This is a genomic window from Amycolatopsis sp. NPDC049688 (genome assembly GCF_040674975.1).
Taxonomy (GTDB): domain Bacteria; phylum Actinomycetota; class Actinomycetes; order Mycobacteriales; family Pseudonocardiaceae; genus Amycolatopsis.
The window spans coordinates 74,605-88,942 of record NZ_JBFANY010000025.1; the positions used below are offsets into that span (position 1 = coordinate 74,605).

General features: G+C 67.7%; 11 protein-coding genes. 6 read left to right on the forward strand and 5 right to left on the reverse strand.

What is annotated here, in order from left to right:
• The first annotated feature begins 1 nt into the window (after position 1).
• Positions 2-652, forward strand: a complete 651-nt coding sequence (locus AB0J55_RS43405; RefSeq protein WP_364263203.1) for a hypothetical protein — start codon at positions 2-4, stop codon at positions 650-652.
• Positions 653-1,520: 868 nt separating this feature from the next.
• Entirely contained in the window at positions 1,521-2,525 is a 1,005-nt protein-coding gene (locus tag AB0J55_RS43410) for a transposase (RefSeq protein ID WP_364263206.1), read from the forward strand.
• Positions 2,526-2,704: 179 nt separating this feature from the next.
• On the opposite strand, the gene AB0J55_RS43415 is transcribed toward AB0J55_RS43410, so the two are convergent.
• Positions 2,705-3,295, reverse strand: coding sequence for a DUF3558 family protein (locus AB0J55_RS43415; protein WP_364263209.1), 591 nt, complete (start codon positions 3,293-3,295; stop codon positions 2,705-2,707).
• Positions 3,292-3,981 (reverse strand): hypothetical protein, encoded by a 690-nt coding sequence (locus AB0J55_RS43420; protein WP_364263212.1) that lies wholly within the window; start codon positions 3,979-3,981, stop codon positions 3,292-3,294. The genes AB0J55_RS43415 and AB0J55_RS43420 overlap by 4 nt, the downstream gene beginning before the upstream one ends.
• Positions 3,982-4,175: 194 nt before the next feature.
• Here AB0J55_RS43420 and AB0J55_RS43425 point away from each other — a divergent pair.
• Positions 4,176-4,978, forward strand: a protein-coding gene (locus AB0J55_RS43425; RefSeq protein ID WP_364263215.1) for an IS5 family transposase whose coding sequence is annotated in 2 segments (ribosomal slippage) — positions 4,176-4,512 and positions 4,512-4,978 — 804 coding nt in all. Because the reading frame shifts where the segments join, the coding sequence is not laid out codon by codon here.
• Positions 4,979-4,981: 3 nt separating this feature from the next.
• On the opposite strand, the gene AB0J55_RS43430 is transcribed toward AB0J55_RS43425, so the two are convergent.
• From AB0J55_RS43430 to AB0J55_RS43440, 3 genes are all read right to left on the reverse strand, one after another.
• On the reverse strand, positions 4,982-5,113 hold the full coding sequence (locus AB0J55_RS43430) for a hypothetical protein (protein WP_364263218.1): 132 nt from the start codon (positions 5,111-5,113) through the stop codon (positions 4,982-4,984).
• 179 nt (positions 5,114-5,292) lie between these two features.
• Positions 5,293-5,604, reverse strand: a complete 312-nt coding sequence (locus AB0J55_RS43435) for a hypothetical protein (RefSeq protein WP_364263221.1) — start codon at positions 5,602-5,604, stop codon at positions 5,293-5,295.
• The gene (locus AB0J55_RS43440) at positions 5,601-6,056 is read right to left on the reverse strand and encodes a YbaB/EbfC family nucleoid-associated protein (RefSeq protein WP_364263224.1); all 456 of its coding nucleotides are present in this window, start codon (positions 6,054-6,056) and stop codon (positions 5,601-5,603) included. The genes AB0J55_RS43435 and AB0J55_RS43440 overlap by 4 nt, the downstream gene beginning before the upstream one ends.
• 422 nt (positions 6,057-6,478) lie before the next feature.
• On the opposite strand from AB0J55_RS43440, the gene AB0J55_RS43445 reads away from it, so the two are divergent.
• The 3 genes from AB0J55_RS43445 (at position 6,479) to AB0J55_RS43455 (ending at position 14,282) form a co-directional block, all read left to right on the forward strand.
• Entirely contained in the window at positions 6,479-6,622 is a 144-nt protein-coding gene (locus AB0J55_RS43445) for a hypothetical protein (RefSeq protein ID WP_364263227.1), read from the forward strand.
• Between the two features lie 482 nt (positions 6,623-7,104).
• On the forward strand, positions 7,105-7,467 hold the full coding sequence (locus tag AB0J55_RS43450; protein WP_364263230.1) for a hypothetical protein: 363 nt from the start codon (positions 7,105-7,107) through the stop codon (positions 7,465-7,467).
• Between the two features lie 140 nt (positions 7,468-7,607).
• A complete protein-coding gene (locus AB0J55_RS43455; RefSeq protein WP_364263233.1) occupies positions 7,608-14,282 on the forward strand; it encodes a LamG domain-containing protein in 6,675 nt (2,224 codons plus the stop codon).
• The last annotated feature ends 56 nt before the right edge of the window (positions 14,283-14,338 follow it).

Sequence of the window (14,338 nt, forward strand, 5' to 3'; positions counted from 1 at the left end):
CGTGGCCGCGAACCCGAAGAAATGGACGACCCGCAGCATCGCCCGCTGGGTGGCCGATCACCGGTTGGGTGACCTCGGCTATGAAGCCGATGCCAATCGTCTGGTCAGACAGGACACGCTGCATCGGCAGATGACGTTCGAGGTGGACCCCGACGCACGATGGCTGGACGGCGAGAAGGCGTTGGCGGTCCACGTCGCCGTCGACGTCCCCGGCGCGCCGAGCCTGAGCGCTCCGATCTCGTTGTTCTACAGCCTTCCGGAGGTCCGGCGCGGAGCAAGCTGCTATGGGTGGCCCGAGGACGGCCACAACTTGCCCGGCGAACTGCTGGCCGATCTGGAGGAACCGGTTCCCGGTTTCCCGGCCGGACCGGCGGAACTGGCAGATGTGCTGCTGGATCCGGACCTGGAGCCCCTGCGAGAAGGGCTGCGATGGGGGCCGGTTTACGGTGAACCGTCGGTGCGCGCCGCGCAGGCACTCATCGTCGGCCGCATGATCGCCGACCACGCGCTCATCGACAGAGCGGCAGCCCGCCTCCGTGACATTTCGGGCGCGCCTGCCGGTCCACGGAACATGAGGCTGGCCTGGAGCGTGGCCGGCGAAGCGCTCGGCGATACATCTGAGCTGGGCATTGATTGGCACAGGAAAGGCTGACCGTTCAATGACAACGCGAAGGCGTACATCGAGGTCATGAGCTTCGACGGGGCTGGTCAACTCGGCCACGGAGAGGAACAGGGCATTCTTCGACAAGCTGGGGTTGCCCACCTGAACGCACCCCGCGGTCCCCGGTTCTGACCCCCTCACTGCCAGTGAGGGTCGAACATGGCCCTGACCTGCGGCGATAGAGGATCGCCTAGTGGAAAGGTGCGCTTGATCGCTGTCTTTTGCAACTGTGTGTTGTTGAGTGCAGTTGTGACAGGGGGTTTGCCCCAGCTGTGCCCCAGTGGAATTGGTGAGAGGACCGCCCGCGTTCGTTTCGAACAACCATGCGGTCGGCACATGACGGTGGCAGGAGCCAGCCGAGCGAGATCAAATCGAGCAGCACCGTGTAGCCGGAACCCGCACTGACGAGCTATGTCGATGGTGCGGCCAGCCCCACGTTGAGCTGCTGAGCGCTGCTTGCCGAGACACGCGCTCTGCGGCTACTTAACACTGGTGGGCAGGATCGGGTCCGGCCAGACTCTGGTCCAGGTGCTCGGTGAGTTGCTCCCACATTGCGGCTGCCTGCCGGTGGCATTGGTGTGGCTCTCTCATGGCATGCGTCTCGCCGAGCACCGCGCGAGGAGTGGCTGGAAAGGGGTCTGTTCTGCTCGAAGTAGCGGTGCCCTCCTTGCTGACATCGTCGCGTTGAGGCAAGGGAGAACCGGATGCCGGTGATTGTCGGGATGGATCCGCATAAACGGTCGGCCACGATCGAGGTGATCAACGAACTCGGCGACATACTGACGACGGGAAAGTTTGGCACAGACCAGGTCGGATACGCCGAGATGCTGGCAGCCGGGCGCCGGTTCAGTGACCGGGTGTGGCGGTCGAGGGCTGTAACGGCGTCGGCCGGCATATCGCCCACCGGCTGGTTCACGACGGCGAGTCCGTCCTGGATGTGCCGGCGAAGCTGTCGGCGCAGGTGCGGGTGTTCGCGACCGGCAACGGCCGCAAGACCGACCCGGTCGACGCGCACTCGGTGGCTCTGGTCGCGCTGCGGACCCCGAACCTGGTCCGCTTCCAGGCCGATCCTGAGCTGGTCGTGCTGGGCATGCTGGTCGACCGTCGTGACGAGCTCGGCCGCGCGCGAACGCAGACCGTCGACCGGCTCCACCGGCTGCTGCTGGAGCTGTTTCCCGGGGGATCAAAGAAGTTTCTGTCGGCGGCGCAAGCTCGCGCGCTCGTCGCGACGATCAAACCACGCGACATCGTGGGCAAGACCCGGCCTCGACTGGCGGTCGAGCTGATCGCGGAGCTGGAGATCATCGACAAGAAGATCAAGGCCGCGGACAGAGATCTCCGCGAGCTGGTCGTCGCCCGCGGCTTCACGCTGCTGGACCTGCACGGCATCGGGCCGTCCGGCGCCGCACGGCTGCTGGCCGACGTCGGCGACATCCACCGGTTCGCCGGCCGGGACCGGTTCGCGTCCTGGAACGGCACCGCACCGCTGGACGCCTCCTCCGGTGAACAGCAACGGCATCGCCTGTCCCGGGCAGGCAATCGCAGAATCAACCGGACACTGCACATCATGGGAGTGGTTCAGCTCCGCAATCCCACAGCTGGCCGCGTCTATTTCGACGCGAAGAAGGCGGCTGGCAAGACGTCGATGGAAGCGATGCGCGCCCTCAAACGGCGGCTGTCGAACGTCGTCTACGCCCGCATGCTCGCCGATCAGAACCGGCGTGAGGGGGCAGGTTCGGGAGGGCACTCGGGGACGACTCTGCAATCCAGCGTGACCGGCCTGACCCCGGACACCGGCCCTTCGGACAAGCCACAACCCGAACCTGCCACCCGCCAGCCTACCCCCACCAGGACCGCCCCTTGACATAAAGGGGAGCCATGAGCGCGCGTCTTGGCAGCCTTACCCCGCAGCAGACAGCGTTGGTCGTACGCCCGCACGATCTCCGCCAGGCCGGACCTACCTGGCTGGCTGGCAGCCAGCCAGAGCGTGGAGAATCCCGTTTGGTCGAGCAGAGGAACAGGCAGGTGAAAGTGCGGGCGTGGTTACGCAGTCAGGTTGTTGACGGTGAGGGCTGCGATCTTTTTCGCGGCGCCGCAAGGGTCGTGTTGCCAAGGGCCGGCTTCGGGCTCGTCGGCGGTGGCGGCGTTGATGTAGACGAGGGTGGTGTCGTCGGCGGCGAGTGCGAGGGTGCATCCGAGCGGGCCCTCGGCTTGCTTGCTGGGGACGTTCTCCTCGGTGGTGACGATGACTGCGGGGTAGATGGTTTCGACGGTGATCGGCTCCCAGTGGTTGCCGGTGTCGTGGCCCAAGGCATGCTCCTGATACAGGATGCGCAGGCTGTCACCTCGGTTCGAGGTGCTGACGCTGGCGACGGCACCGAACGTGGTGACGCATCGGTTCCCGTCGCGGCGGCGTTCACCGCCGGAGAAGCCGATAGCGGTGAGCTGTTCGACGGTTACGGCGGCGCACGGATCGGCGCGGAACCGCCCGGCCCCGCTCATTCCGATCCCGGGGATCGGCGGGACTGACACCGACGGCTCTGCCGGAGCCGGCGGCCGACCGGGCGAGCAGCCGGCACCCAGCCCTAGACCCAGCGCGGCGACGACAACGCAGAGAGTTCGGCGATCGATCATGAGTGAGTAGCTCCAGGCTTGACCCGCCAGCGACCCGGGTCGTCGATCACCTCGTTGCTGTCCCCGACGTCGGGGAGCCTGGTGAAGGTGGCTTCGATCGTGGTCAGCTGGATGCGGTTGCCGAGCAGTTTGCCGATGTCGGTCATCAGCCCGCCGAGCAAGGCCAGGCAGTCGTTCCAGAATGTCGCGAACGCCGAGTTGATCGCGTCGGCCACGTCTTGGAATCCGATGATGGCCAGTGGGGGCAGCGCGGCCGATTCCACGACGGCGATGCCGATCTTCCCGCCGAGCTGGGCGAGGTTGATCGCGCATTTGCCGATGGTCATGAGCAGGTTCTTGTAGGTGTCGATGATCGTCTCGGCAACCGAGGACATGGTGCTGGTCAGGGTGATCATTGAGCTCTGGTTCTGGCCCAGGGCAGTCACGGCCTTGCCGGCGTAGGCGTTGAACTGGTCGGCGGCGTCGCCGTGCCAGGCCTTCGCCAGGGTCAGTTGGGCGGCGTTGAGTTGTTCGGCTGCTTTGGTCAGGGCTGTCTCGGTGGCGAACGTGTCGGCGAGGTTCAGGACCTTGCCGATGTCGCCGGCGATGAAGACACGAAGCTTGTCCAGCAAGGTGATGATGCCGTGCGCACCGATGAAGTCTGCCCAGTAGCGGATCTTGGCGTCGGCTTCGGTGGGGTACGGCATTTGCGCCTGCGGCGGTGTGACGGGTGTCGGAGGGTGGCCGACCATGACGGGGGAAAGGCGTTCACGGGAGGCCTCCTTCGAGTTTCTTGAGCCGTTCGTACTCGGCGGCGTCCTGCTGTTCGTAGTAAGGGGTCAGTTCAGAATGAGTCGGCGTGTCGTCTTGCCTGGCATGCGGGGCTTTCCAGAATGTTGGTATGCGTGAGGAGGTTCTGACCGACCAGCTGTGGGAGCGGCTCGAGCCGCTGCTTCCGGTGCATCCACGGCGTTTCCGTTATCCCGGCCGCAAGCGTGCCGATGACCGCGCCGCATTGGAAGGCATCCTGTACGTCATCCGCACCGGCATCGGCTGGAATCGCTTGCCGACAGAGTTGTTCGGTGCCTCCGGTGCGACCTGCTGGCGTCGGCTGACCGAGTGGCACGAGGCCGGTGTCTGGCAGCAGTTGCACGAACGCCTGCTGGCCGAGCTGCGTGCTGCTGGGCTGCTGGATCTCTCCGCCGCGCTGGTCGACTCCACCCACCTGCGGGCCCTCAAAGGGGGGAGCACACCGGACCCAGCCCAGTCGACCGCCGCAAGCTTGGCTCCAAGCACCACCTGATCACCGACGCCCACGGCACCCCGCTCGCGATCACGCTCACCGGCGGCCACCGCAACGACGTCACCCAGCTGATCCCCCTGCTCGACGCCATCCCGCCGATCCGCGGCCTGGTCGGCAAGCCATTGCAGCGGCCGCGCCGGCTCTACGCTGACCGCGGCTACGACCACGACAAGTACCGCCGCTTGGTCCGCGCTCGTGGCATCACCCCGCTCATCGCCCGCCGCGGCGTCGAGCACGGCTCAGGACTGGGTACCATCCGCTGGCCCGTGGAGCGCACCTTCGCCTGGCTCAAAAACTTCCGCCGGCTACGCATCCGCACCGAACGACGAGCCGACGTCCACCACGCCATCCTCAGCCTGGCATGCTCGGTCATCTGCCTCCGCAAACTCATTCTGAACTGACCTCTAAGAGGCAGCGGTCTGCAGAGCGTGGGCCAGCTGGTGCAGTGTCTCGGCGTTCTTGCTCGAGATCCCGCGGATGGTCTCGATGGCCCGGTTGTACTGCTCGACCGTTCCCGCGCCGTTTCTGTTGGGCATGATCGTCGTCAGCGTCCCGGGCAGCCCCAGGTCGAACTCGCCGAGCAGCGTCCCCGCCAGGTCCTGCTACGCGAATGTGGTGACGAGCTCGGCGGCCGTGGTGACGTCGTCGGCGGCTTTGCGCAGGGATTCGGGGTAGACGCGGTAGCCGCGGCCGGTGATGTCGCCTGCGTCAAAGGTCATGCCAGCCCCGTCTCGGCCACCGCGGCGGCGATGGTGTCGGCGCGGCGGCGTTCGGCCTGGGTCTCGGCGTCCTGGATGGCGCGGAGCAGGGTGCGGGAGAGGGCGTCGGCGGTGTATTGGTGCAGCTCGGTGCCGTCGAGGGTGACGGCGGTGAGTTCGCCGGCGCCGGAGACGGTGATCGACCCCAGATCACCCGGTAGCGGTACCTGCAGCGGCTGGTGCTCGGTCTGCTGGGCGGTCTGAGCGACCGCCGCCGTGGCGGCGTCGATCTCGCGCGCCAGGTTGTACAGCTCGTCCTGGTAGTTCACCAGCGCCCCCGGTCGTCGCTGTCGTCGTCGGTCAGGAAGTCCAGCTCGTCGAAGTTCTCCTCGACGACCTCTTCCCGCGGCCGCTGTTGGGCAGCCGGGGGCGCCGCCGGTGGCGGGTAGTCGGCGGCGGGCGCGGGCTGGTCCGGACGGGCCCCGGCGGGTTGGGGCTGCCATACCTGCTCTTTGTCCAGGACGGCGCGCATCTTCGTCAGAGCGGGGCCGGCGGCGGCGCGGCGGGCGGCTGATACCGCCTCCACCACGTCGGGACCCATAGCCTGCGGATGTGCTCCGCGCATCACCGCCGCGCTGATTCTCAGGTCGATCAGGCGGCCGTGCCCACTGACTAGCGCGGTCACCGCACCGTCGCGGGACCGGCCGGTGAACCGGGCCTGCTCGAGCTCGGCGTCCAGCTCGCCGGCCTGGCGCCGCATCACGTCCGCGTTGAACACCACGTCGGCATCGCCTCCCCACGCTCCCGACAGAGCACCGCTACTTGCAGCAACTACGTCTCGTCGCACTGTAGCCAGGGCTCGAGGGCAGCGTAGCTGATCGACAGCCGTTCCGAGAGCGGTTCGCGAGTGAGGTAAATCGCGGTCAGGCGTGAACGATGGTTGCGTCATGACGTGGGGAGCCGGTGGCGACACCGACTGGATCGCCCCGGGGAATGCGACACTGATGGCGTGTTCACCCTCCGATGGTTGGTGCTCGCGGCCCTGCTCGGCCTCGCGGCGTGTGCCGTGCTGCTGATTCCCCTCAGCACCGCTGGGGCGCACCCGGGCGCCACGCCCACATGCGGGAACGCTCTCGTGCGGTCGGATGAGCTCAGCACGTTGAGGAACCCGGCGGCGAGGCTTCGACCGCGTCGGCTGCCTGGATGAGCTCGGACTCTTTCAACGCTCTGCGGCGCTGCGAACGGCTGCGCGGCTATGCCGGGGTCGGTGCCGCTGCACTCGCCGTGCTGGCCGTCGGGTCCGGCTGGCTCGCCTATCGCCGACGCACATGGGTGCGCGGGCAGTAGTCACCGCGTCGGATGGGGACCGGCTTGGCCGGCGAGCGCGCTGCAGGCTACGGCTGCAGTGAGCCTGTGTGGTTCTCGGTGGGCGTACAGAAGGTACTTGGTGAACCCATGCGATTCGTCGTGATTGGCTGTCGGTCTCGTTGAGCAGCGGAGGGACACCGTGAGTCTCGTGGTTCCTGGCGCGGGTGTGGTTCTCGTTCGAGTGGCCGCTCTGTTGCTTCTGGGTATTCGACCTCGGCACGACGGCCAGCCGACGGCGATCGGCGACATCGCGCGCACGACATGGGCGAGAAGATGCTGGGTGCTAGGGTGCGCGGGTGCGAGGGCGGGCATGGGGCGTTGTACTGGGGTGCGCGTTGGCAACGGTCAGTTGCTCGGCGGAGCCGCCGCAGGTTGCCGGGCCGCGGGTCGCGGTGTGTTCACTCTTCGATGCAGCGCACCTGCGGGCGGCTCTCACCGACAGGTCGGCAGCCGGGTGGTACGTGACGGAGGAACGGGCGCCGACCGCTGATGGGGACGGTTCGGTCTACCAGTGCGTGTACCGCCGCAAAACCGATCAAGCGGAGGCCGGCACTCTGACGGTCACCCGGTTCCGCGAACAGCAAACGCCGGCAGGCGCGGTGCAGCGGACAGTGACCCGCTGCGCGGCGACCGAGGTCCACCCCTTGCCGGAAGCCGGTGACACTGCCGTGTACTGCGATGACTCGAACACTGTTCGCATAGCCACCGCGAAAAGCACCGAGAATGGAACGCTGCTGGCCGAGCTCATGTTGACGAACGCTGCGGCGGGGCACAACATGCGGATGTACCCGGCCGTGGCCAAGCTGCTCACCGGAAGGCTCTGAAGCCGCTGCCCGTTCGCTCGGTGGTTGATCACTCGGATGGCGGCTTTGCCAAGCCCTGGTGATCGTGAATGGTTCTCCTTACGTTGTGGTTGCGTGGCGTCGGGGGACGCGCGTCGACCGGATCGAGGGGGCCTTCCACCATGGTGCGTCAGGTATTGGCGCGCGCCTTGACGCTGCGCGCAATTTTCCTGATCGTCGTCGTACTGGCCGGTGTGCTGGCGGTGGTGACCGGCAGCGAGCCCGCCGGTCCGGCCCCGGTGCCGGTCGCTTCGGCGCCTGATGAAGCCGCGGCGTTCGCGGCCGCACGGCGGCAAGGGACGCCCGTCGAGGTCGCGAATCTGACCACCGAGACCAAGCGGGTGCTGGCCGAGCCGAACGGGCTCCTCGGCGCCGAGCTGTCCGCCGTCCCGACGCGGGTGCGGCGTGGCGACAAGTGGGTTCCCGTCGATCCCACGCTCACCCCGTCGAGGGACGGGGGCATCCGTCCGAAGGCGACGGTTGCTGATCTCGCCTTTTCTGGTGGCGGCAACGCGCCGCTGGTCCAGTTCGCGCGGGACGGTAAAAGGCTCAGCCTGTCCTGGCCGGGCCGGCTGCCGAAGCCGTCGCTCAAGGACGGTACTGCCACCTACCACGACGTGCTGCCCGGTGTGGACCTGGTGATGCGGGCACAGGTCGACGGCTACGAACAGCACCTGGTGGTGCGGAACTCGACGGCGGCGAGGAACCCCGCGCTGCGGGCGATCGCCTTCACGCTCAAGACGGAAGGTGTGCGTGTCGAGACGGATCCCGCGGGACGGCTCCGCGTGGACGACGGCGCGGGCAAGCCGGTGTTCGTTTCGCCTTCGGCGACGATGTGGGATGCCCGGGGCCCGCAGGTGGCTTCGGCCGCTGTCGGGGTCGCGGTGGACGGTGCGACGCTGCAACTGAAGCCCGACACGGCGATGCTCACCGATCCGGCTACCCGATTCCCCGTCGTGGTGGACCCGGACATGAACGGGTGGCACCAGACGATGTGGGCAAAGGTGTTCTCGGGTCACTCCGGGGATTCCTATGTGAACGGCACGAATGACGCCGATGCCTGGGCGAAGTCCGGTAAGTGCTATGGCTCGGATTGCAACGGCATCGGTGTGGCCCGGACGTATTTTCAGTTCGACACGAGCTTCCTGGCCGGCCGAGCGATCACGGGGTTGGCCTTCGACACCACGGTGGTGCACGGCCCAGCCTGTACCACCTACACCCACCAGATCTATTACGCGGACTGGGGCCTTGGCTGGGACACCAGCTGGAGCAACATGCCGACGGGGCACTGGGTATCGGACGCCGGCGTCGGCGGTGGCGACAGCTGTGGGGGCTACCAGAGCGTCCGGTTCTCGATCGGCACCGAGAACATCAACCCGGGCGGCGTGTCAACGTACTTCATGCGGGCACAGAGCGAAACCGACGTGAATGCGTGGCGTCGCTTCGACGTTCCTAGCACTGTGCTGCGAGTCTGGTACAACACGCGCCCGAACCCGCCGTACGAGATGAAGACGGACCCGCCGCTGCCGGCACCGTGCCACTGGTGTGGTGGCGTTCCGTACGTAGGGGACAATTCGATCCGGCTGCTGTCCCGGCTGTCGGACCCGGACGCCAACGACCAGGTCCGCCCGATCTGGGACATCTACGGCGGACCCAGCGATCACCGCGACGCGGGACCGTACCAGGCATCGGGAGCGTACTTCAGCACCGACGTGGATTTGCGCAGCCGCAACGATCAGCGGATCACCTGGACGGTGTGGGGCAGCGACGGCCAAGACGGCGGCGATTGGCGTAATGGGCCGGGCCCGTTCATCGTCGACCAGGTCGGTGTCGACAAGCCACCTGAGGTGTCGGCCCCGCTGTACCGCGAAGACAACCTGTGGCACGGCGGCGTGGGCGTACCGGACACATTCACCTTCGGCGCCAACGGCGTCACCGACGTCGATCACTTCCTCTACGGCTGGAACGACCCGCCGTCGACCTCGGTCGACGCCGACGCCCTCGGGGGTAAGGCTGCGGTGAAACTGACGCCGCCCGGCGACGGCCCCCGCGACCTGTTCGTGCAGAGCGTCGACCGCGCCGGGCACCGCAGCCCGAGCCGGGTGTACCACTTCTACGTGCGAGCGGGAAACGGTCCGCTCGCCCAGTGGTCGCTCGACGGGAACACCAAGGACACCGCGACGCTGGGGTTCCGCGACGCGACACTGCACGGTGACCCCACGTATTTGCCGGGGGCTATCGGTTCCGCGATCCGGCTCGACGGCGTCGACGACTACGTCACCGCCCCAGCCTCGGCCGGTACCGTGCCGAGTTTCAGCTTCGCGGGCTGGGTCAATCTCGCCCAGAAGACCAGCGGATGGGCGCCCTTGCTGAGCCAGAACGGCACGGTCGCAGCGATGGCCACCCTCGGCTACTCGGGCAGCGGCAACGACAAATGGGCCTTCACGCTCCGTTCCGCCGATAGCGCCTCAGCTTCGACGGCCACAGTGTTCTCGGCCGAACGGCCACAGATCGGGGCTTGGACGCACTTGGCCGGCGTGTACGACTCCGCCGCCGGGCAGATCCGGTTGTACGTCAACGGGGCCCTTGCCGGTACTCAGCCGTGGACGACGCCATGGGCGGCAGCCCGCGAGTTCGCCATCGGCCGGGCCCTCGGCAGCGGTTACCTGCCAGGTGCGGCGGACGAGGTCCGCGCCTACGACCGCGCGCTGACGGACGCGGAGGTCAAGTCAATCGTCACTCGCGACAACGTCACCAGCGGGTACTGGAACCTCGACGAAACCGACGGCACGACTGCTCGCAACGCCACCGCCAGCGGAGAGATGGCCGTCCTGCAGCCGGGCGCAACGTTCACCCGGGCCGGCGCGGTCAACGGCGCGGTCACCTTCGACGGTACGCGCGGATACGCGGCCACCACCGGTCCCGTCTCGCGCACGGATCAGAGCTTCACCGTCGCCGCCTGGGTCAAGCCGACGAAAGTCGCGGACATGGCCGCCGTCACCCAGGACGGAACGGCCGTCAGCGCATTCCACCTGAAACAGGCCAACGGCTCCTGGGTCTTCGGCATGAACCCGGCCGACGCCACGGGCGGAACACCGGCCGAGGCCCGGTCGGCGGTCAACACCGTCCAGGTCGGCGTGTGGACGCACCTCACCGGCGTCTACGACGGCACAGCCAAAGCCCTCACTCTGTACGTGAACGGCACCCAAGCCGGTACCGCAGCCGCTCCCCAGACCCCGTGGGCAGCCAACGGCCCCTTCGTGCTCGGCCGTGGCCAGTACGGCGCGGCGACCGGCTTCTGGGCCGGCAACCTCGACGAGGTCCGCGTGTACACCCGTCCTCTCGCCGCCAACGAGATCCAAGGCATCGTCGCCCAGAGCAACGTCACCGCCGCGAACTGGAAGCTCGACGGCAACGCCCAGGACAGCTCCGGCAACGGCAAACACGGCAGCCTGACCGGACGGCTCGACTGGGCGCCGGGCCAGACCAACAACCCCGATCCCGGCGACCTCGCGGCGAGCTTCAACGGCTCCATCGGCTCGGTCGGCGCCGCCCCGGCCGTCGACACCGGGAAGAGCTTCTCCGTGGCCGCGTGGGTCAAGCTGGGCAGCAAGACCGCGGACTGGGGCGCGGTGGCCAGCCAGAACGGCAGTCGCACGTCCGCGTTCACCCTCGGCTACAGCGGATCCACCGACGACCGGTGGGCGTTCGGCATGAACGGCAGTGACGCCGACTCGCCGGTCTCCACGCCGCGGGTACGTTCGGCGCAACCGGTCCAGACCGGCGTCTGGACCCACCTCGCTGCCACCTACAACGCGGCCACGGGGGAGATGCAGCTGTTCGTCAATGGCACGCTTTCGGCGACCGGGACGATGAGCACGCCGTGGAACGCCACCGGCGAGTTCGATATCGGCCACGCGAAGTGGGCCGGTACCTGGGCCAACCAGCTCGTCGGCGCGGTGGACGACGTCAAGGTCTACAGCCGTCCCCTGTTCACCGACGAGATCCGCGCCATGGCCGGCCGCGACCTCGCCCTGGTGCACGACTGGCAGCTCGACGAATCCAGCGGCACCAATACTGCGGACTCGATCGGCGCTCGCGCCGGCACCCTCAGCGCCGGCGCACAGCTGGTGCCGGGCCGGGTCGGGAACGCCGTGAAGTTCGACGGCACCACGGGCGCCGTCAGCACGACCGGCGTAGACCTGCGAACCGACGACAGTTTCACCGTGTCCGCGTGGGTCTACCTCGACCGCAAGAGCGATGTGGTGTCGAAGTTCACCGCGGTCAGCGTCGACGGGAACCGCACGAGCAAGTTCCGTCTCGGACACGTCGCGGACGAAATGAACGCCTACTGCTTCGACGGGGTCGGTGACGAGAACGCCTGCGGCAAGTGGGTGTTCGAGATGGCCGAATCGGACAGCGACAGCGCGGTCGTGACCAAGGCGGCCGTGTCCACCCTGCCCGCCGAGATCAACACCTGGACGTTCCTGACCGGGGTGTACGACAAGCAGTCGCACAAGACCTGGCTGTACGTGGACGGCAAGCGGGTCGGCGACGGCACGCTCCTGTCGACCTGGCAGTCCACGGGAGGCGCTGTGCTCGGGCGCGGCCGGGTTGCCGGCCAAAGCGCCCAGTACTGGCCCGGCAGCATCGACGATGTCCGCCTCTACACCGGCGCGCTGGACAGGGACCACATCCAATCCTTGTACGGCTCCTACCCGGTGCTGGACACGAGCCCGGCGACGCTGCCCACCGCGGACGTCGCCAAGTGGGACTTCGACCAGAACGTCGGTGCAGCACAGGTTCAGGACTTGAGCGGACAAGGACACGATGCCACCCTGCGCGGGGGCTACCAATGGGCCGGGGGCCGCAGCGGTGGCGGCGCTTGGCTGAACGGCAGCACGGGCAACGCCGTCACCGCCACGCCGGTCGTGAACACCGCCGGCAGCTTCTCCGTCTCCGCGTGGGCAGTGCTGACCAAGGCCGACGGCGCCAACTACACGGTCTTCGGGCAGAACGGCACGGCAGTCAGCGGATTCCAAGTCCAGTACAACGGCACCCTGCACAAATGGGCGGTGGTGATCCCCCAGGCCGATCAGAACGACCCGGCCGTCACCGCGGTCGTGTCCAACGTCGCCCTGGTCACGAACGAATGGACGCACCTTGCGATGAGCTACGACGCGGTGCAGCACGTCGTTAAGCTCTACGTCAACGGCGCACTCACCACGGTTCAGGTCGGGGTCACCATTCCCGGCGTCACCGGGCCGTTCACCCTCGGACGCGGCAAGTGGAACGGGTTCGACACCGGTTTCTTCCCCGGTGCGATCGACGACGTTCGCGTGTTCGGCAAGGCACTCAGCGACGGCGAAGTCCGCCGGGTCACCGCTGATGTCGTGGAGGCGCCGGCAGGGGACTGGCACTTCGACTCCGGCACCGGAAGCGACTCGTCGTGGCGGCACAACGACGCCGTCCTCAGCGGCGGCGTCACCGCCACACAGGGCATCAGCGGGAAGGGCCTGCAGTTCGACGGCAGCACCGGGCAGGCGAAGACCGCTGGAGTCGGGGTGCCGATGACCGCGAGTTTCACCGTGTCGGCCTGGGCGAAGCTGTCCCGCACCGACAAGGTCGCCACCGTTCTCGCCCAGGACGGCGCCCGGATGAGCGGGTTCGTCCTGCAGTACCGGCCCGAGCTCAACCGCTGGGCGTTCGGCGCGCCGGCGGCGGATCAGGACGCGTCGCCCTTCAGCTACGCCACGTCGTTCCAAGTCCCGATGGTCGACCGCTGGACACACCTGACCGGAGTCTACGACGAGAGCGCCGGTCAGCTGCGGCTGTACGTCGACGGCCAGTTCGGCGGCTCCCGTACCAATATGTCCCCACGGCCTGCGACCGGTGGCCTCAGCATCGGCCGGGACCTGATCAACGGGGTGGCAGCCGACTTCTTCCCCGGCACCATTGACGAGGTGTCCACCAGCTATGGCGCTCTCGCCGAGGCCGTGATCGCGAGAAACGCGACCTGGCCGGCGGCGGCCGCGGGACAGCTCGGCCGGTACGTCAACGGAGCGGGCGAGCACTACACGGGTTCCACCACCTCCCCGGCCGTGTCCGGTTACCACTTCGAGGACACCCTCGGCATGCTCGTCACCGGAGACGCCGCCAGCACCACGACGCTGTACTCGTGCCAGGACAGATCCGACGGATTCACCTCCACCGACAACGCCTGCGGGGGCAAGGCCGTCAACGGCGCCATCGGCAAGGTCTTCACCCAGCAACCCACCAACCTGCCGACTGTCGCGGTCTACCGCTGTAAGACCGGAACTGAGCACTTCGACAGCCTCCAGGCCGACTGCAGTGGCGGGACTCGCGAGGCACTGCTGGGCTACACCATCGCGTACGCACCGCTGATCGAGTCGGACAACAACCGTGCTTTGGACCGGATGACCACGATGTCCGGCGGACTTCCCGGGTACACGGCGGTCGTGGCCCAGGGCTACCTGCCCCTGACCACGCAACCCGGCACCCAGCCGCTGCTGAATTGCGCCAGCAACTTCGACAAGTACCCGTCCCTCGACGCCACCTGCGCCGGCAAAACGGTTCTGGGCACCATCGGCCAGATCTGGAGCGCGCCGCCTGCGGGGATGACCAGCCAGCCGCTCTACCGGTGCGTCTTCCCCGGCGTCGACACCGCCACCGCCACCTCGACCGGCTGCTACGGCGGCACGGTCGACACGCTCCTCGGCTACACCCTCACCACGTTGCCCGATGTCACGCCGTCGTTCCCGGCACCTCCGGGCTGATCGGTCGCACGACCACGACCCCAGGAGCCCGGTACCGGACTCCCCACTTCCCGACC